This window comes from Bradyrhizobium sp. WSM4873, assembly GCF_055811355.1.
The window spans coordinates 1-17,331 of the sequence record NZ_JBVVPS010000058.1 but is presented as its reverse complement, the minus strand read 5'-3'; the positions used below and the strand labels follow the sequence as shown (position 1 = coordinate 17,331).

The window sequence follows — 17,331 nt, the reverse complement described above, 5'->3', positions numbered from 1 at the left end:
CCCCCCCCCCCCCCCCCCCCCCCCCCCCCCCCCCCCCCCCCCCCCCCCCCCCCCCCCCCCCCCCCCCCCCCCCCACCGGTCTGCTGCTTAGGGATGCGGCAGGATCTGGTAGGTCGTGGCATAGGGCTCGACCCGGAGCGAGGCGTTGGCCAAAAGCCCGATTCTGGCCGTCGGCGCCTGCTGCAATTCGCCGTTCGGACCGCGATGCACGTTGTACTGCCAGACGGTGAGATCGCCCTTCTGCGCCAACGCGTGTGCAACGGCGCTGGCATCGTTGCCGCCGAGCGCCTGAAGCTCCTCCGTCGACAATCCGACGACGATTTCGTCCTTGATGGTGACGATCTTGAACAGGTTCATCCTGGTCTCCTGCGCCCACGCGCCTTGTATCGAGAAGGTGAGAAGCGCGACTGCGGCGCCCTTGATGAGATCGCAGCGAGAAAACATACCGTCGTCCTTTGGTGCTGGGCGCCTGAATCGATCAATGCATCGGCCACGGCGCCCGTGATCTGCGTGACTGTTTCGCCACCGCTTTGTCGTTTGCTCCTCGAAAACGGTTCACGACGCATATTTCGTCGACGATACAACCGCCGACGCCGGACTCAACAATTACGTGTATACGCTCAAGAAGCACTAGTTCGCGTCCACCAACGTCCATTCACATCCGAAACAACACGAAACGCAGCATCGATTGACGGCGACCGAGGCTGTATGCCTGATCGATGACACTTCTTGACGCAGGTGGGTGACGGCGGGCCATATTCCTGTTATCCGGAATTGCCGTGGTGCGATGCAGACGAAGCATCGCTGCGCCAACTGTTAGGCTTGCCGGAGGGGTTGTTTCTTGACATAGTTGCAACCTGTTCAGGTGTGCGCGTTTGCACATGTGGCTTGGCGTGCGAACACACGGGCTTCCCCCGGGCCGAAAGGCGCGCCGTCGCCATAGCATCCGGTTATGGCATCCGGTTCTGGCGTTTGGTTGTTAGTTGGGGCCTCGATGTTGGATCACGAAGTCCGATGCTTGTCATAGGTGCGAGATGAAGAACCTCAATTTCGCAGCTGAGCTGCACCTCAAGCTCGGCGCGCCTGCAAGCGGCACCGTCGAAAGCCTGCGGCTGCTCCGCGCGTTTCTGAAGCTTGCGCCCCGGCAGCGTTTCGAGGTCATCAAGCTCGTCGAAGACCTCGCCACCGAAGAAACCCTTCCCGAACACCCCCTGTCCTGAGCCAGCCTGCGCGCCGGCCTTACGTTTTCCTGCCAGAGCCGGCCGTCGGGCTACGTCTTCCCCGGGCTGGACGCTGGCAGGCGATCCGGCAAGTGTGGTATTCAGTTCTGAAAACGGGAGGAGTGCGACCATGATCGAACCGAAGCTCGAAGTTCCGGCCGAACTGCGCGACCTGGCCGAGAAGACGATTGACCAGGCGGAAAAGGCATTCGGGATGTTTTTCGAAGCCGCCACCAAATCGATGACGACCGTTCCGGGCGCGGGGGCGGATGTGTCGAAGCAGGCGCTCGCTTTCACCGAGCAGAACATGAAGTCGGCATTCGAGCATGCCCGCAAGCTCGTCCATGCCACCGACCTTCAGGAGGCGATGCGAATCCAATCGGATTTCCTGCGCAGCCAGTTCACCAGTGCCGGAGACCACATGCGCCAGATGACCGGCAGTCTGATGCAACCGGGGAAGGGCAAGTCCTAATTCTCGGTGTGTTCACGGCGCGTCCACAGATTGGACTTGCAAGGCGTGAATATCCGCCCTGGTACCGGTCGATGATGGGTCGTCGAATGGACCTCATTCGCCGCCCATCATCATTTCCGCTGATCCTTGGCGGTTCTCAGCAGGGATTTGCATCTGTCGCAGGTGTCTTGACGGATCGATCGCTCTGCTAACGCAGCGATGCGATGTAAGCCGCGATATCGCCGGCTTCGATCCGGCTCAAGGGGAAATTCGGCATCTTCGGGTGCGGGTCTAGCAGGAAAAAGGCGAGCCTTTCCGAACTGAAGTCAGGCCTGCGCGCAACGGACACGAAAGAGGGGACGTCGGCGCTCGCCTGGGTTTGGCCGTTCGCCACGACATGGCAGCTGGCGCACCAGCGCCTCGCAAGGTCGGCGCCGTGATCTGCATCGGCGGCGAGAGCGGACGACGTGCCCACGCTCGAGGCCACGGCAACCAGCAGGCAAATTCGTCTCAAATGCCGGTGCATAGAGCAACCCTGTGTGTTGTTTGCTAGCGACGCCGTCCTCATCCGCAGCACGAACCCGGAAACTGCGAGAGGTCGATGCGGGCGATGATCGACCGCAGCAGCTTGCGAGCCGAACGATAGAGATGCCGGACGAATCTCGGCGTCCTTGCCGCAGGCAGGGCAAAGCTTGTCGTATCGAGTCTTTCAAGGTTTTCGATGGAGTGCGACACGTGCCTCTCCGAGATGGCGAGGCCCTTTCTATCGTGGCCGGCTCGCGGCAGCCTTGATCTGCCGCAAAGGGGCCGGACTAATAGTCGCCGGGGTTCATGATCATCGGGCTTCGTGTATCGGCCGGGGCGAGCGCGCTGCTGGCGCTGTCGCGCAGGAAGCGGTCGAGTGTCGCCTGGATCTTCTCTTTGACAGCATCGGGACCGCGATCGCTCATCTCGGTATGCTGTGCGCCAGTGTGGACAATGTCGATTCCGCGCGCCTTGGCCTCTTCTGGCGTCGGCAGCACGCCGGGATCGGTTACGAAATGCGGATCCTTCGAGCGGAACGACAGGATCTTCATGTGGTCGCTAAGCACGAAAGGCACCCGCAGATTGTCGAGCGTGATCACTTTCGACACCAGCTCCGGGTGCTGATGGGCGACATACATCGAAACGTCGCCACCGTTGGAATGCCCGACGAGCGTGATGTGGTCGTAGTCGGCGTTCTCCTGCCGCCGCTTCAACTCGCCCAAGGTGAAGAGGATGTTGGCCTCGCAGCGAATATAGACCTCGCGCCGGCCGACATATTGCTGGCCGGCCTTGGTCATCAGCGGCGGATCGCTCGGCAGATCCTGCTGGATGCTGGCGACGAGATAACCACGTGCGGCGAGCACGTTGGCGAGGAAGGAATATTCGGTGGCTTTGACGGTATTGCCGTTGCTGATGATGGCGAGCGGGAGCTTCCAGAGGCCGAGATTGGCCTTGGTCTCGTAATCGCGCCGTACAGCGATTTCGACGGCAATCGGCCGCTGGCGGGCGGCGTCGAACAGGGTCAAGACCTCATGGCGGATCGCGAACCGGCTGACGACGAAATACTGGCCAACGCCGAGGACGCAGAGAAACGCCAGAACTGCAAACACCTTTTTCATGGTTCCGTCTCAAATCACTTTTGACTGAACATGGCCATTGGGAACTCCCGGATCGAGCGATCGTGAGCAGGTTACGGGATTAAATTTAGGCAAGTCTGTGTGGCACGGCCCAAAAAGGGCCGCATGCCGGGGGCCACAGCGCGAAGGAGAAGGGGTTTACAGACAACCGCCCTTGCCGCGTTCGGAGCAGAGCCGCAACGCGCTTGACAGAGTAAACAGGAAGCGCGGGCTGCGGCGCTCGTTGTCGGGCGCCCGGTAGCTCAGGGGGACGGCCACGCCGAGATCGGCCTGGAAATCGTCCGGCAGGAAGAACCGCACGCCAGCTCCGGCCGAGGTCAGCGACAGGCCCTCGCTCAGGCGGTAACCGTGGTTCCAGACGGCGCCGGCGTCACCGAAGGCATAGAGCTGATAGCCGGTCCAGTAGCGGAAATTGAGCTTCTGGTCGAAGCGCAGTTCGAGGGAGCCGGCAAGACCGTTGTCGCCGCTGATTTCGGCTGCGCCATAGCCGCGCCCGAAGGCAGCGCCGCCGAGATAGAATTGCTGCGAGGTGAACAGCGGCCGTGACGCCGTCTGGCTCGCAGCGGAGAGCTTGAGCGACCAGACGTCGTTGAGCGTCTGGTAGCGCGTGAACCAGAGGTTCAGCACCGAGAAGTTCGATGACGCGCCATCGCGCGACAACAGGTCGTCGTCGAAATGCGAGGCACCGAAGATGTCGAGGCCCTGGCGGTAGGTCAGCGTCGCGAAATTGGTGCCGCCGAAATGATCCTGGAGCCGGTAGTCGGCGGTCAGGCTCGCGGTCCTGATGTGGTCGTTGTACCAGGCGCCGTAAAGGTCATGCTCGGACACGTTGCTGAAGGTCGTCGCCGCGGTCAGGGTCAGCGAGGAGGATTGCGACTGCAATGGGACGACGCTGGCACGCAGCTCGAACGCCTCGGTCGTGGTGATGTCGCTGTCGAGGCGGCGCGCATCGCCCGGCCTGACCGCGCTGTATAGGACGGACCCGCCAAGACGCACGCCGTCGACGCCGACGGGTGCATCGTAGGACAGCCGTGCGAAGCCAAGCTGGCGGGGGTCGTTGGCGATGGTCGACAGGTTGACCGCCAGCGTGTCGCCGGGCGTGAGATAGGAGTTGAACGCGCCGATCGCATAGGTCTGCCACGGACCGACTGATGATGAGCCGAGATTGTCCAGACCGAACGACGAGAAGACGTGCCAGGTCTTCAAATAGACGATGAGGCGGAAGCGGCCGGTTGCACCGCCGATCTCCTCCAGTGCGGTATCGGTGATCCGGAGACCAGGTCTGCCGTTGACGAGAAAGAGCTGACGTTCCAGCGTTGCCAGGCGCGACGGTTGCTCAGCCAGAACCGGCCCAAGCATCGGTCTCACGCCGAACTGCTCGGCGCCATCACCTTTCAGCTCGGTCTGCACGATGGCGCCTTCGATCACCTGGATCCGGAGCAGGCCGTCGGCAATGTCCTGCGGCGGCACGATCGCACGGCTCAAGTGAAAACCATCGGCGCGGTAGAGATCGCTGATCGCGCCGGCGATCGCGGCGAGATCCGCCTGCGAAACCTTCTTGCCGACATAGGGCTGGTAGACCGCGGCGATGCGATCGGGGGAAACGGCCCGGGCTCCGCTGACGTTGATGCCGCGCAGCACGAACTGAGGCTTGGTATCGCCGCCGGTGTTGGGCTGACCGACTGTCGGGAGTCTGACCGGAGGACGTCTCAGGGATTCCCGCTCGGTTTGGTTTTCAAAATATTTCTCTGGTTGGCGCGGATCGAAGCCCGGCTGGTTCGCCTGCTGCGCGAAAGCCTGAGGAACTCCGGCGAAAAACGGTGCCAACAGCACCATTGTGGTAACGACATGCCGCTTCCCTGCGGGCGCAACGCGCCTGTCCCCGTAGTTTGACGGAGATGTGCCCGTGAAGCGGTAAGGGTTCGTTAGCCACATGATTTTTCATAGTTTTTTATGGTCAATGAACCGTTAACGCGACCGCTCCGCTGGCCGCTTCCCGATAATCCTATGTTGAGTGATTTCGGATACCCCTCAAGGCCGGCTGTAACGCGGACTGAGGATCGTCATGCTCAACAAGATTGGAATGCGGTGCGCCTTCGCGGCTGCGCTGATCGTGGGAACGGCCTCGGGCGCATCCGCCGCGGACGACGGCGTCTGGTCGGTCGGCAAGGCCACCGGCGAGGTCTGGGTGGCCACCAGCGGCGCTCAGCAAGTGTCTTTAAGTCAGCAGGAGGCGCTCAAGCCCGGCGACACCATTCGCACCGGACGTAATGGCCGCGTGCTGCTCGTCCGCGGCGAGGAGACGATCCTGATCTCTCCCAACTCGGTGGTCGGCTTGCCGACCGAGAGCAAGGAGGGCCTCTCGACTACCATCATCCAGCGGGCAGGTTCGATCCTGCTCGAGGTCGAGAAGCGCAACGTCAAGCATTTCGAGGTCGAGACGCCCTATCTCGCCGCCGTGGTCAAGGGGACCCAGTTCAGCGTCACGGTGGGCGCGGGCAGCACCAAGGTCGGCGTGCTTCGCGGCCAGGTCGAGGTCTCCGACTTCAAGACCGGACAGATCGCCCAGGTCCTGCCGGGGCAGGCCGCCACCGTCTTCGAGCATGGCAAGCCCGGCCTCTCTCTGAGCGGCTCCGGCACCTTCAACCCAATCGAGCACGGCAAGCCGCGCGCCTCGAGCATCGAGCGCGTCCCCGTGCCGAAATCAGGCCTGTCGGCCCCGCGCAACGCCGCGAACGGCCATACGATCCACGCGCTCGGTCCAATCGATAAGGGCACCAAGGCGGCCCGCGCGCTCAAGCCATCGCAACAGGCGGCCGGAGCTCACGCGTCCAAGGGCAGTGCTGCAAAGCCTGGCGTCGTGCGGATCTCGAACTCGCTCGGCGAGGTCAAGCTGAACGTCCACAAGGTCACGCACGGGCTCGCCCACGGCGGCGGTGCCGCCGGACAGGTGCGCAACGCGCACGCCAGCACCGAGACGGTTTGGAGCGACTCGAAAGCGAGCACGACGGCGTCCAACAGCACCGTCCAGACTGCGGTCACGACGAGCAGCGGCGTGACGGCTGGCAGCACCAGCTCGTCGGCTGCGAGCACGACAATAGCCGCGACCACGGCCGGTGCGTCCAGCGACGGCTCTGGGGCCGGCAGCGGAGACTCCGGTGGCAAGACCAAACCGGACAAGGGCAACTCCGGTAACGGCAATTCCGGCGAGGGTAACGGCAACAACGGTGCCACCGGTAACGGCAGGGGTAACAACGGTAACGGCAACGGGAATGGCGGCGGCAACGGCAGCAATGGTCACGGCAATGCGTTTGGCCACAACAAGCACTGAGGCGATTTCTTAGGGGATGAGGGGGCGTACCTGCAGAAGCGGGTGCGCGGGAGGATCGGAGTGAAGCGCTATCGTCCGCATATTCTAGTCGTGACCGCGCTGGCGATCGTGCTGTCCACGGGGTGGCATGGTGCGCTTCGCAACGCGCTGACCGACCTGCGGTTCACTTGGCAATCGCGTGCCGCGAGCGGCAACGTCGTTGTGGTAGCCATCGATGCGCCCTCGATCGACCAGATCGGGGTATGGCCCTGGCCGCGCCGGCTGCACGCGGAACTGTTGCACAGATTAGAGGCCGCGGGGGCGCAGGACATCGCTTTCGACGTCGATTTCAGCTCGCCATCCGATCCAGCCTCCGACGAGGCCTTCGTGAACGCATTGCGTGACGTCGGCGGCTCGACGATCCTGCCGTCCTTCAAGCAGCCGGCGCCGAATGGCGGCGCAGCTCACATCAACCGCCCCCTGAAGCCGTTCAGCAACCAGTCGTGGCCGGCGCTGGTCAATGTCGCGATCGAATCCGACGGGCTCGTTCGCCGATATCCGTTCGGCGAGAAGCTGGGCGATGCCTTGATGCCGTCGATGGCCGTCGTATTGGCCGGGCAGGACGCCAATCGGCGGCCGCCGTTCCTGATCGATTTCAGTATTCGGGCGAGCTCCGTTCCGAGTGTCTCCTATGTCGACGTGCTTCGCGGCGAAACCGCCGCTCTCGACAGGCTGAGAGACAAGAAGGTCATCGTTGGTGCGACGGCGCTCGAACTCGGCGACCGCTTCAGCGTTCCAAATGGCCGCATCATCTCCGGACCCATCCTCCAGGCGCTGGCAGCGGAATCGATCCTCCAGAGCCGGATGCTGCGCTGGACCTCCGATACCGGCATGATCCTGGGTCTCGCTGTGGTCTGCCTGCTGATGGTGTATTCGTGGCGCCGCCTCGGACCGGGAATTCGCGTCGCAATCCTGATCTCGGCCGGGGCGGTCTTCGAGCTGGTTGCGGTCCTCGTGCAAGCAAGATGGCCGTTCATCATCGACACATCGCTGTTCCACATCGCGATTGTGGCTTATCTGACGGCGGTTGCACTCGACGAAATCGATTTCCGCGGTCTCTTGGGGCGCATCGCCGAAAGCCGCTTTCATCGTATTGCGATGTCGCTCGGCGATGGCCTCGTCTGCACCGATGAGGGTCAGCTGATCACCGTGTGGAATCCCGGCGCCAGTGCGATCTTCGGCTATATGCCCGCCGAGATCATCGGCCGCCCGTTCGAAACGCTGTGCGCCGTGTCGGTGGACGGTGACGCGAGGCCGTCCATGCGCGACGCCGCACGCCAGGCCCTCCTGGTTCCCGGCGGGGCGGTCGTCGTTGAATTCGAAGGACGGCGCAAGAACGGTGAAATTTTTCCGGTCGAGGCGAGCTTCTCAGGCTGGCAGGGAACGGACGGCTTCCAGTACGGAGCGATCCTCCGCGATATCTCGGTCCGTAAGCGCGAGGCCGAACGCGTCAGATACCTCGCCGAGTACGACGCGCTAACCGGTCTTGCCAACCGCAACACGCTGCATGCCGGACTGGTCGACATGATCGCCGATGCGGGGCAACGCCCTTGCGAGGTCGCGCTACTCGTGATCGGGCTCGACGGCTTCCAGAGCATCAACGACATGCTCGGCCATTCCGCCGGAGATCTCGTGCTGCAGGCGGTCGCGGGGCGCCTGAAAACCGAGGCGCGCGACGGCGCTGTCGTTGCCCGGCTTAGCGGAGACGAATTCGCCATTGCGCGCAAAGGCGGCGACAGCGACGAGCCGATCGCAGAGTTCGCCGGGCGCATCGCGCGCGCGTTCGAAGCGCCGCTTGCGACCAGCACGCGGCAGCACCGCGTCAGGATCAGCGTCGGCGTCGCCGTCCATCCGGAAGGCGGACACAGCGCCGACGATCTCCTGAGCAACGGTCATCTTGCGCTGACCAAGGCAAAGCTGACGCGGCGCGGCGGTTATGTGGTCTTCGAGAGCGCGATCCGGCAGGAGCTCGAGAACCGGCTGACGCTGGAGAGTGAATTGGCGCTCGCCGCCGATCGCGGCGAGTTCGAGCTGTTCTACCAGCCGCAGGTTCGCCTGATCGACGCGAGCCTGGTCGGCGCCGAAGCTCTCATCCGCTGGCGGCACCCCGTGCGCGGCTACGTTTCGCCGGGAGAGTTCATGCCGGTGGTCAATAGCTCAGCCCTGTCTGAGCGGATCGGAAACTGGGTGATGGAGACCGCCTGCCGACAGGCACGCGTCTGGGAATTGTCCGGCGACAGAGTGCGCGTCGCGATCAATTTGTCGCCCTCGCAGATCCACTCCGGCGACCTCGCGCATTCGGTTGCGGAAATGCTCGAAGCGACGGGGCTCACGCCGTCGCTGCTCGAACTCGAGGTTACCGAAGACATCCTGCTTCACGACGAAGCCCGCGTGCTCGACATGTTCAAACGCATCCAGCAGCTCGGCGTCCGCGTCCTGTTCGACGATTTCGGCACTGGCTATGCGAGCCTGAGCTATTTGAAGAAGTTTCCGCTCGATGGGCTCAAGATCGACCGGTCGTTCGTGCTCGGACTGCTCGCGAATTCCGACGATGCCGCGATCGTCGGGTCGACCATCGGCCTCAGCAAACAGCTCGGACTGACGGTCGTGGCCGAAGGCATCGAGAATCGCGCTACGGCCGACTTCCTGGTGAGCATGGGATGCGAGGAAGGCCAGGGCTATTTCTTCGGCCGTCCGATGCCGGCGGAGGCATTCGAGCGGCAATTCCTCGCAGCCGAGTGCGTCGCCGTCAGTGCCGCCTGAACGGGCCCGCTCAATTCTAGCGCCGCCGCGCGACCGCGACCCCGAACAGGAAAGCAACGAACAGGCTGGCGAGCGGCGCTTCGCGCGTGATTGCAGCGACGGTCGCGAGGGGGCGGCCCGGTTTCCTCGCTTCGTCGATAGCGGAGGTCACGCGGTCGACAGCTGCATGCAGGCCACCTGCGACTTCACCGATGGTGCGGGATACGTCCGTCGCGGCATCGATGGCGCGCTCGGCCATGCCGGGATGTGAGGTGGACTGCGGGATCTCCGTGCTCAAGTGCGCGACCTCCAGGCTGATCATGTGACGGAGGCCGATACCTTTGGCTATCCGCGCGAGCGCTCGTTCTGAACAGCGGGTCGCATGACCTTTGGCTATCCGCGACAGGCGCCGTGGTTTTGACGGCGGGTACCGGCCTTGAATGAGCAATTCGGCGCGCCGGATTTTGTTCCGAGACGAGGCGTCCCCAGCGCGGACCTTCCCCGTGAAACGACGGATGCGAATCTCTGTTAGGCTGGCTCAATCTTGCTGATCTCGGGAGACAGCTGTGACCGACCCGACCACGACTGATCGAGCCCGGCGCATCGCCTTGCTCGGCGCTCCCATCGACATGGGGGCTTCGCAGCGCGGTACCCTGATGGGCCCTGCGGCGCTCCGCACCGCCGGCCTTGCGACATTGCTCGAGAGCCTGGATTTCGAGGTCGTCGATTACGGCGATCTCTCGGTGGCCGAGCTCCGGGACCTCGCAGACAGGCCCCCGGACAAAGCCAATCACTACCGCGAAATCCAGCGCTGGACGCGCGTGCTGAGCCGCAGAGGTTACGAGATCGCGAAAACCGGCGCGCTGCCGATTTTTCTCGGCGGCGATCACACGTTGTCGATGGGATCGGTGAATGCCATGGCCCGCCACTGGCAGGAGCGCGGACGCGAGCTATTCGTGCTCTGGCTCGATGCCCATGCCGACTACAACACGCCGGCGACGACGATCACCGCCAACATGCACGGCATGTCGGCGGCATTCCTGTGCGGCGAACCCGGCCTTGACGGATTGCTCGGCGATGATCCGCGCGCCCCGATCGATCCCGACAGGCTCGACCTATTCGGCGCGCGCTCAATCGACAAGCTCGAAAAGGAGTTGATGCGCACGCGCCGGATCAGGGTTGTCGACATGCGCCAGATCGACGAGTTCGGCGTCGCCGTGCTGATCCGCCGCGTCATCGAGCGTGTCAGGGCCAGCAACGGCGTACTGCATGTCAGCTTCGATGTCGATTTTCTCGACCCCTGCGTCGCACCGGGCGTGGGCACGACAGTGCCGGGCGGCGCGACCTATCGTGAGGCGCATCTGATCATGGAGCTCCTGCACGATTCCGGCGTGGTCGGGTCAGTCGACATCGTCGAGCTCAATCCGTTTCTCGACGAGCGCGGCCGCACCGCGCGCACCGCGGTCGAACTGATCGGCAGCCTGTTCGGCCAGCAGATCGCCGACCGGCCGACCCCGAGCAATGCGATCGCGCCGGGCGAGTGACGGACGAGCCGTTTGTGCATCGCGAAGAAGAGAACTGCCGTCGCCGCCACCGGATTTAGATCAGTCCAGATGGAAATCGCCTGTTTTTGAAACAGGTGCGAATTGCAAATGCTCGTCGCAGAATGTTTCATGCGGATCGCGCTTCAGCCGAGGATCCGCAAATGAGTAGAACGTTCGACAAACCCGCGGGGACGACTCGCCGCCGCTTTCTGCGCGGCGGTGCTGCGGTGGCGGGTGGTACCGTGCTGGGCGCACGCGCGTCGGCTGCCGCAGGGACCGACAACCTTCCACCCAACATTCCCGAATGGATGAAGGCGCCGGGCGAGCCGACGGGGGGCCAGCTCTATGGCGCGCCATCGCTGTTCGAGAAGGGAGTTGTCAAGAACATCTCGAAGACTCTCAAGCAGTACATCTCTGCCTCCAGCCGGACGCCGTTGCAAGAGCTCGATGGCATCATTACGCCGAACGGCCTTTTCTATGAGCGTCATCACGGCGGCGTTCCCACCATCGATCCGGCCCAGCACCGGTTGATGTTGCATGGGCTGGTCGAGCGCCCGCTGATCTTCACAATGGATGATCTCAGGCGTTTCCCGTCGGAATCGCGCGTCCACTTTCTCGAATGCTCCGGCAATCCCGGCTACACCAAGCCATACGGCAAGACAGCGTCGGACCTCGTGGGTCTGGTGAGTTGTGCAGAATGGACCGGCGTCAGCCTCAAGCTGGTGCTGCAAGAGGCCGGGCTGAAGCCGGAAGCCAAATGGGTTGTTGCCGAGGGCGCCGACGCGGCTGCACTGACCCGCAGCATCCCGATCGAGAAATGCCTAGAGGACGCCATGCTGGTCTACAGCCAGAACGGCGAGCGGCTGCGCCCGCAGCAGGGCTATCCGCTGCGGCTGTTCCTGCCGGGCTTCGAGGGCAATATGAGCGTGAAGTGGCTGCGCCGCCTGCATGTGGCGGCTGAGCCGGTTTATTCGCGCGAGGAGACCTCGAAATACACCGACCTTCTGCCGGACGGCACCGCGCGTGAATTTTCGTTCTACATGGAGGCGAAGTCGATCATCACACGGCCCTCCGGCGGCCAACGTCTGAGCGCGCCCGGCTTCCACGAGATCACCGGCATCGCCTGGAGCGGGCATGGCAAGATCGCGCGCGTCGAAGTGTCCGTCGACGAGGGAAAAAGTTGGCAAAGCGCGCAATTGCAGGAGCCGGTGCTGACGCGTGCTCTCACGCGCTTCCGTTTGCCGTGGCGATGGGACGGCAAGCCCGCCGTGATTCAGAGCCGTGCCATCGACGAGACCGGCTATGTGCAGCCGACGCTCTCTGAGTTGCTCGCGGTGCGCGGCGAGAACTATTTCTACCACAACAACGCGATCTGGCCGTGGCGCATCGCGGCCGACGGCGAGGTGACCAATGCGCTGGCGTGAGACTTGCGGCATTGCTGTCGTCATCTTGCTGTGTGCGTTCGCGAGCGGAGCGCAAGCACAAAGCCTGTACGGCCTCGGACGCCCCGCGACAGCTGCGGAGATCGCGGGCTGGAATATCGACATCGGACGCGACGGCAGCAATCTGCCGAAGGGAAGCGGCTCGGTCAGCCATGGGCGCGAGGTGTTCGCCCAGCAATGTGCATCATGTCACGGCGACAAGGGCGAGGGCGGGCTCGGTGACCGGCTCGTCGGTGGGCAGGGCACGATCGCAACGCCAAAGCCGATCCGCACGGTCGGTAGCTATTGGCCGTATGCGCCGACGCTGTTCGACTACATCCGCCGCGCGATGCCGCAGAACGCGCCGCAATCGTTAAGCGATGAGGAGGTTTATGCGGTCTCCGCGTACATCCTGAACCTGAATGGACTGATAGAAGCGGATGCGACGCTCGATGCCAAATCGCTTGCGGCCGTCAAAATGCCGAACCGCGACCGGTTCGTCGGCGATACCCGGCCGGATGTGAAACACTGAAGGCCTTGTGGCGCTCAGGTTCCCCGCTTGGAACTTGCGTTGGCCAAGGGCGGAACTCGCAGGACCCGATTGCATTAACCTGCGAGAGGAAAACCTATGGGTTCCACGATGGCAACGGACCGCTTCGCAAATTCCATGTCCTCAGCGCTTCGCCATCCCGGCGTGATCGCGTTGATTGTGGCCGCGGTGACGATTGCTGCGATGCTCATCGTCGATCACGGACCATGGAATCGGGCCAAGACGCAGCCCGCCCACGTCGCAATGTACGCAACCACGGGTGAAGCCGCGCGCGCCGCAGGTGCCAAAATTCTCCCGACCGAACCGAAATCACCGATCGAGCCGGCGCGGCCGGGGCCAAAGACGTCCCCGACCGTCAATCCAGTGACGCCGTAAGACGTCTAGTTCTTGCGACCGTAGTTGAGCAATCCGCCACTGGTCTTCGGCGGATGCGCGCGAAGGGCTTCCTCGTTCGGATCGGTGCCCCAGCCGGGCCGGTCCGGAATGACCAGATGGCCGTTCTGAATTTCAGGCTCATGCGTGAAAAGCTCGCGGTCCCACGCCAGGCGATCGATGTCGATCTCCATGATGCGCAGGTTCGGCACGGCGGCGCAAAAATGCGCGTTCATCATCGAACAGAGATGGCCGTAGAAATTGTGCGGGGCAACGTTGACTTCGAACGCTTCCGCGGCGGCCGCGATCTTCATCGACTGCCAGACGCCGTTCCAGGGCGTGTCGATGATTGCGACGTCCACGGCCTGCTCGCGAAAATAGGGCAGGAATTCCCGCAAGCCCAATAGCGTCTCGCAGGACGAGATCGGATGCGGACTTTGCCTGCGGATGTAACCGAGCGCTTCTGGATTGAAACTGTCGATCTCGATCCAGAACATGTCGAGGTCCGCAATGGTGCGCAGGATCTCCAGATATCCCTCGGTCTTGGCGTTGAAGTTGCAGTCTAGCAGGATGTCGACATCAGGGCCTGCACCGTCGCGGATCGCTTCCAGATGCATGCGCAGGTCGCGCAGGATCTTGCGATCGACGTTGATTTCGGGGGCGAAGGGCGAGCCGAAGCCCGGTCGCCAACCGGTTGGCTTGCCGTCGTCGTAGGAGAAAATGTTGGTCTTGAGCGCGGTGAACTTGTTCTCGCGGACCTCGCGTCCCATTGCCTTGACGCCGTCGAGGTTCTCGATCGGCGGTTTGTACCAGGACGGATGATTGATCCGCCACGTCGCGCAATGCGACCAATAGACCCTGACACGGTCGCGGATCTTGCCGCCGAGCAGTTCGTAGCACGGCACACCGAGACACTTCGCCTTGGCATCGAGCAGCGCATTCTCGATCGCGCCGAGCGCCTGCGCCACCACGCCGCCGGCGGCGGGACGCGTGGCCGCGAACAGTTCGGCGTAGATGCGCTCGTGGCGGAAAACGTTCTGCCCAACGACGCGGGCGGACAGGCGCTGGATCGCAGCACCGACACCCGGCGAGCCGAAGCCCTCGTCGAACTCGCTCCAGCCGACGATGCCGTCCTCGGTCGTCAGCTTGAGGAAGTGGTAGTTTCTCCAGCCGGCGTCGCAGGCGAGAATCTCGAGGCTTATTGCTTTCGACGATTTGGTCATGTCGCTCCCTGTCGCCCGGCTGGGCTTTTTTCTTTGGCCGGCTCGCAAGCCCGGCTCCAGCCACAATTGTTAGGCTAACGGCCCTGCGCAGTGAAGCCTGGTGAGGTGCGCCGGGAAGCCCCTTCCGGCCATTCTGTCGGGAAGACCCGGGGAATCCGGTGGGGACAGCCATGATGTTGCCCGGGATCGTCCTGAAAAGGCACCATGCTGTGACGTTTTTGGCCACAATCGGGATCGACCCTCCGGCCATGAAATTTCTGGCTGTGATTTCGATCCTGGCGCTGCTCACGATGGGTGAGCCGCCATTTTCCGATCAGTTTCTGACGGCCGATCAGCACGCCGGGCACGGGGTGGAATAGCGCGGCGGGCTTATTCTTTTTTTGTCTTGGGGGAGACAGCGATGCTTTCGATCGACCAATTCCTGCGCTTCATCAGCGTGCCGGCCGTCTTCGCGGCCCTCGTCATCGCCTCGCAGATATCGGCAGCCTTGTCGCAAGGCTAGTCAAAGGCTAGCTGGTCAGCCGATCGCGGACGAGCCGAGCAGAGCGAGCACGGCCAGCGCCATCAACGCGGTGCCGAGCCAGCCCAGCGCGACGAGCCATGACCGGCCCTTGAAGCGACCCATGATCGCCTTGCTCGAGACGATCAGCATCATCATGGCCATGATCGGAACGGCGACGATGCCGTTGAGCACGGCGCTCCAGACCAGCATGTGGATCGAATCGATGCCGGTGAACCCCAGACCGAAGCCGATGATGGTTGCCGCGGCGATGATGGTGTAGAAGCCGACCGCCTCGTCGGGCTTCGCCTCCAGCGTCGCGCGCCAGCCGAAGATCTCTGCCACGCCGTAAGCGGCCGAGCCCGCCAGCACCGGAATTGCGAGCAGTCCCGTGCCGATGATGCCGGTCGCGAACAGGGCGAAGGTGAAGTCGCCGGCGAGCGGCCGCAGCGCCTCGGCGGCCTCCGTCGCCGAATTGATGTTGGTGACGCCATTCGCGTGCAGCACCGACGCGGTGGTGAGGATGATGAAGAAGGCGATGCCGTTGGAGAGCAGCATGCCGGAGAGGGTGTCGGCCCGGATGCGCGCCAGCTCCGGACTGCCGCCGCGCTTCAGCTCGCGCAGCGGCTTGTCGCGCTTGCCCTGGTTCATCTCTTCCACCTCCTGCGAGGCCTGCCAGAAGAACAGATACGGGCTGATCGTGGTGCCGAGCACGGCGACGACCATCATGAAATAGTCGGCGCTGACATTCGTCTTCGGCCACACCGCCGCGAGCAGCGCCGTGCTCCACGGGATCTTGACGGTGAAGGCGGTCGCGACATAGGCGAACAGCGCCAGGGTGAGAAATTTCAGCACCGGCGAATAGCGCCGATAGGGCAGGAACACCTGCAGCAGGGTCGAGCCCGCCGCGAAGATCAGCGCGTGCTCGTGGTTGAGGCCGCCGATCACGAGCGAGAGCGCCTCCGCCATCGCGGCGATGTCGGCGGCGATGTTGAAGGTGTTGGCGGCGACGAGCATGGCGACGAGCGACAGCACCGCCCAGCGCGGCGCGATCTGCATCACGTTGGCGGCCAGCCCCTTGCCGGTGACGCGGCCGATCCGGGCGCTGACGAGCTGGATGGCGATCATGAACGGTGTGGTCAGAAACACCGTCCAGAGCAGTCCGTAACCGAATTGCGCGCCGGCCTGCGAATAGGTGGCGATGCCGGACGGATCGTCGTCGGCCGCCCCGGTGACGAGACCCGGCCCCAGCCTCTGCAACAGCGTCGGCGCGGATTTCGTCGGGGTGAGGGCACTGTCGGCCATGGCAGGAGCGGTCTCGGTCGGGGCGCGTCCTTCACAAATGCTAATGCGGGAACAAGGTTCCCGGGCGCGGGGTAACGGGCGTCTCGCTTGTTTTCTGATAAAGCGAATCTCCGTTTGACTCGTCGGGCAAAACACCTGTATAACTGCATCATCCAAGAACCGGGTGCAGCGGATGCGCGCATCCCGAGCGCGAGCGGCCCGCCATGGCCGGCCGTCGAAGTCCGCGCACGGACACCGGCGAGACGTTTGTCCCCTGAGCGCGTGCGGTCGGACTATTTGATGCTGACGAACATGCCCCAGGCGCCGGCCAGCGCTGCGCCGGAAAAGACGATCAGCGGGTTGTCGCAGAACGCACCTCCATAGGTGCACATGGTGACGCCGAACGAGCCGATCTCGTGATGGCTCGCGGAGTAGAACAGTCCCGACAGCACCAGCAACGCGGCGGCGACGACATACATCGACGATCTCTCCGAGCTGTCCCCGTTGCGTCTGTCGCAAGGGACGTGTTCCAGCATGGCGCGAACCCATTGCATCCTGCCGAATCCGCCCTGCTGCATTTGAACTAAAGTCGATCTTTCCCGCGAGATGCTGTCGTCGTCAGCTGCAGTTCGTGCGCAATCTGCACGTGTGATCGGAGCCGGAACGTCAGCGCCGGAACTCCCGGACGTGCTCGTCATTAACGAACATGAACAGTTGGACCAATCGAAGGGAGTGGCCCATGGGAGCCGAGCGGATGCACCCTCCGCGGTACTGGCGGATGCGAGCGGAAGAATTCCGCACCAAGGCGGACAATTGCGAATATCCCGAGACGCGGGACGTGCTGCGCAAGGTGGCGCAAAATTACGACGAGCTGGCCCGCCGCGCCGCGCGCATCTCCACACTCGAGAGCCTGGACGAACTGCGGGGGGGGGGGGGGCCCCCCAAACCGAAGGCGGGGTTTGGGGTAAGGGAAAACCCCGGTTATGGGTAGGGG

18 protein-coding genes are annotated in these 17,331 nt (G+C 63.5%); 10 read left to right on the top strand and 8 right to left on the bottom strand.

All coding sequences use genetic code 11. The annotated features are described in order from the left end of the window. Positions 1 to 87: 87 nt before the first annotated feature. Complete coding sequence (locus AC0L21_RS36505) at positions 88 to 444, bottom strand: hypothetical protein (RefSeq protein ID WP_473266716.1); 357 nt, start codon at positions 442 to 444, stop codon at positions 88 to 90. Positions 445 to 1,034: 590 nt separating this feature from the next. Between AC0L21_RS36505 and AC0L21_RS36500 the strand changes: the two genes are divergently transcribed. Together AC0L21_RS36500 and AC0L21_RS36495 are read left to right on the top strand one after the other, a co-directional pair. Continuing rightward, entirely contained in the window at positions 1,035 to 1,220 is a 186-nt protein-coding gene (locus AC0L21_RS36500) for a hypothetical protein (RefSeq protein WP_007612798.1), read from the top strand. Positions 1,221 to 1,350: 130 nt separating this feature from the next. Then, the gene (locus tag AC0L21_RS36495; protein ID WP_007601491.1) at positions 1,351 to 1,692 is read left to right on the top strand and encodes a phasin; all 342 of its coding nucleotides are present in this window, start codon (positions 1,351 to 1,353) and stop codon (positions 1,690 to 1,692) included. A 187-nt stretch (positions 1,693 to 1,879) separates the two neighbouring features. Here the strand turns inward: AC0L21_RS36495 and AC0L21_RS36490 are convergent, their stop codons facing one another. The 3 genes from AC0L21_RS36490 to AC0L21_RS36480 all read right to left on the bottom strand — a co-directional run bounded on the left by AC0L21_RS36490 (position 1,880) and on the right by AC0L21_RS36480 (position 5,267). Next, positions 1,880 to 2,197, bottom strand: coding sequence for a c-type cytochrome (locus AC0L21_RS36490; protein WP_007601492.1), 318 nt, complete (start codon positions 2,195 to 2,197; stop codon positions 1,880 to 1,882). Between the two features lie 286 nt (positions 2,198 to 2,483). Continuing rightward, positions 2,484 to 3,314: an alpha/beta fold hydrolase gene (locus AC0L21_RS36485; protein ID WP_473266714.1), complete on the bottom strand. Its 831-nt coding sequence runs from the start codon at positions 3,312 to 3,314 to the stop codon at positions 2,484 to 2,486. A gap of 156 nt (positions 3,315 to 3,470) precedes the next feature. Next, positions 3,471 to 5,267, bottom strand: a complete 1,797-nt coding sequence (locus AC0L21_RS36480) for a ShlB/FhaC/HecB family hemolysin secretion/activation protein (RefSeq protein WP_473266712.1) — start codon at positions 5,265 to 5,267, stop codon at positions 3,471 to 3,473. A 130-nt stretch (positions 5,268 to 5,397) separates the two neighbouring features. Here AC0L21_RS36480 and AC0L21_RS36475 point away from each other — a divergent pair, with 130 nt between their 5' ends. Beyond that, the gene (locus AC0L21_RS36475) at positions 5,398 to 6,663 is read left to right on the top strand and encodes a FecR family protein (protein ID WP_473266709.1); all 1,266 of its coding nucleotides are present in this window, start codon (positions 5,398 to 5,400) and stop codon (positions 6,661 to 6,663) included. Positions 6,664 to 6,723: 60 nt separating this feature from the next. After that, on the top strand, positions 6,724 to 9,465 hold the full coding sequence (locus AC0L21_RS36470) for an EAL domain-containing protein (RefSeq protein ID WP_473266707.1): 2,742 nt from the start codon (positions 6,724 to 6,726) through the stop codon (positions 9,463 to 9,465). A 16-nt stretch (positions 9,466 to 9,481) separates the two neighbouring features. Here the strand turns inward: AC0L21_RS36470 and AC0L21_RS36465 are convergent, their stop codons facing one another. Next, positions 9,482 to 9,766, bottom strand: coding sequence for a hypothetical protein (locus AC0L21_RS36465; protein WP_473266705.1), 285 nt, complete (start codon positions 9,764 to 9,766; stop codon positions 9,482 to 9,484). A 244-nt stretch (positions 9,767 to 10,010) separates the two neighbouring features. Between AC0L21_RS36465 and rocF the strand changes: the two genes are divergently transcribed. From rocF to AC0L21_RS36445, 4 genes are all read left to right on the top strand, one after another. After that, positions 10,011 to 10,988 (top strand): arginase, encoded by a 978-nt coding sequence (rocF, locus tag AC0L21_RS36460; RefSeq protein ID WP_473266703.1) that lies wholly within the window; start codon positions 10,011 to 10,013, stop codon positions 10,986 to 10,988. A 161-nt stretch (positions 10,989 to 11,149) separates the two neighbouring features. After that, positions 11,150 to 12,412 carry a sulfite dehydrogenase gene (soxC, locus tag AC0L21_RS36455; protein ID WP_473266701.1) on the top strand — a complete coding sequence of 421 codons (1,263 nt, stop codon included), beginning with the start codon at positions 11,150 to 11,152 and terminating at the stop codon, positions 12,410 to 12,412. Continuing rightward, positions 12,399 to 12,941, top strand: a complete 543-nt coding sequence (locus AC0L21_RS36450; RefSeq protein ID WP_473266699.1) for a c-type cytochrome — start codon at positions 12,399 to 12,401, stop codon at positions 12,939 to 12,941. Before soxC ends, AC0L21_RS36450 begins: the two co-directional genes overlap by 14 nt. Before the next feature lie 96 nt (positions 12,942 to 13,037). Next, positions 13,038 to 13,334, top strand: coding sequence for a hypothetical protein (locus AC0L21_RS36445; protein ID WP_473266695.1), 297 nt, complete (start codon positions 13,038 to 13,040; stop codon positions 13,332 to 13,334). A 5-nt stretch (positions 13,335 to 13,339) separates the two neighbouring features. Here the strand turns inward: AC0L21_RS36445 and AC0L21_RS36440 are convergent, their stop codons facing one another. Then, on the bottom strand, positions 13,340 to 14,554 hold the full coding sequence (locus tag AC0L21_RS36440) for a mandelate racemase/muconate lactonizing enzyme family protein (protein WP_473266691.1): 1,215 nt from the start codon (positions 14,552 to 14,554) through the stop codon (positions 13,340 to 13,342). Positions 14,555 to 14,724: 170 nt separating this feature from the next. On the opposite strand from AC0L21_RS36440, the gene AC0L21_RS36435 reads away from it, so the two are divergent. Further along, positions 14,725 to 14,913, top strand: a complete 189-nt coding sequence (locus AC0L21_RS36435; RefSeq protein WP_473266688.1) for a hypothetical protein — start codon at positions 14,725 to 14,727, stop codon at positions 14,911 to 14,913. A gap of 158 nt (positions 14,914 to 15,071) precedes the next feature. Here the strand turns inward: AC0L21_RS36435 and AC0L21_RS36430 are convergent, their stop codons facing one another. After that, the gene (locus tag AC0L21_RS36430; protein ID WP_473266685.1) at positions 15,072 to 16,358 is read right to left on the bottom strand and encodes an NRAMP family divalent metal transporter; all 1,287 of its coding nucleotides are present in this window, start codon (positions 16,356 to 16,358) and stop codon (positions 15,072 to 15,074) included. Between the two features lie 272 nt (positions 16,359 to 16,630). Beyond that, positions 16,631 to 16,816, bottom strand: coding sequence for a hypothetical protein (locus tag AC0L21_RS36425; protein ID WP_473249472.1), 186 nt, complete (start codon positions 16,814 to 16,816; stop codon positions 16,631 to 16,633). Between the two features lie 275 nt (positions 16,817 to 17,091). Here AC0L21_RS36425 and AC0L21_RS36420 point away from each other — a divergent pair, with 275 nt between their 5' ends. Next, positions 17,092 to 17,328 (top strand): hypothetical protein, encoded by a 237-nt coding sequence (locus AC0L21_RS36420; RefSeq protein WP_473266682.1) that lies wholly within the window; start codon positions 17,092 to 17,094, stop codon positions 17,326 to 17,328. Positions 17,329 to 17,331 lie beyond the last annotated feature (3 nt).